Annotated in this window: 1 pseudogene; it reads right to left on the bottom strand. The window is 49.5% G+C overall.

Annotated features, from left to right (window positions below):
* Positions 1-183, bottom strand: a pseudogene (locus M6F29_RS12055) (P-type conjugative transfer ATPase TrbB); the annotation flags it as partial.
* Positions 184-602 lie beyond the last annotated feature (419 nt).

Genomic DNA, 602 nt, shown 5'->3' on the forward strand with positions numbered 1-602 from the left:
TCTCACGGCATCGATGCGGGCCGTGCAGGTCATGCCTTCTCCCAGCCGGTCTATCCAGAGGTTACCATCCGGATTGAGCATGATTTCCACCACATGCGGATCATCCAGGGGGCCCAGAATTTCCGGTCCAAGCGCTCGACGCAATGCTTCTTTCTGGCGAATTCTGGTTTGGCTTGCTTCCATTGAGAATGCTCCGTATCTGGCCAGTGGCCTCATATACGGGCTCTGCAGGGAGGGAATCTGCTTATAGTTGAGGTTGATGGTGTCTGCGGCAAAATTGGGCCATAATGCAACTTTTACCGGTCATGAAACCATGCTCACTACTTTCTGGTGTCAGTTCTATGGAACCAAAACGAATGGATACTTTGTGCCATCGGCTGCCGTTCATACATAGTCTCTATTTGTGGCAGCCGTTGACCTCAATACAGTGATGCCTCTACGCTTACCAACATCTTGCTGGTGAGAGTCTGTATATTTTCATCCATAATCTCGGCTAGTCTACCCTGATTGATTCAGGCGAGGGAGTCCCAGAGAATATTTCAAAAAAGGGGGGGAATGTGGCAGCAATTTCTGTAAGTCTCATCAATATGAAAGGCGGAGTC

The sequence above is a fragment of the Ferrovum sp. genome (assembly GCF_027317285.1).
Classification (GTDB): domain Bacteria; phylum Pseudomonadota; class Gammaproteobacteria; order Burkholderiales; family Ferrovaceae; genus Ferrovum.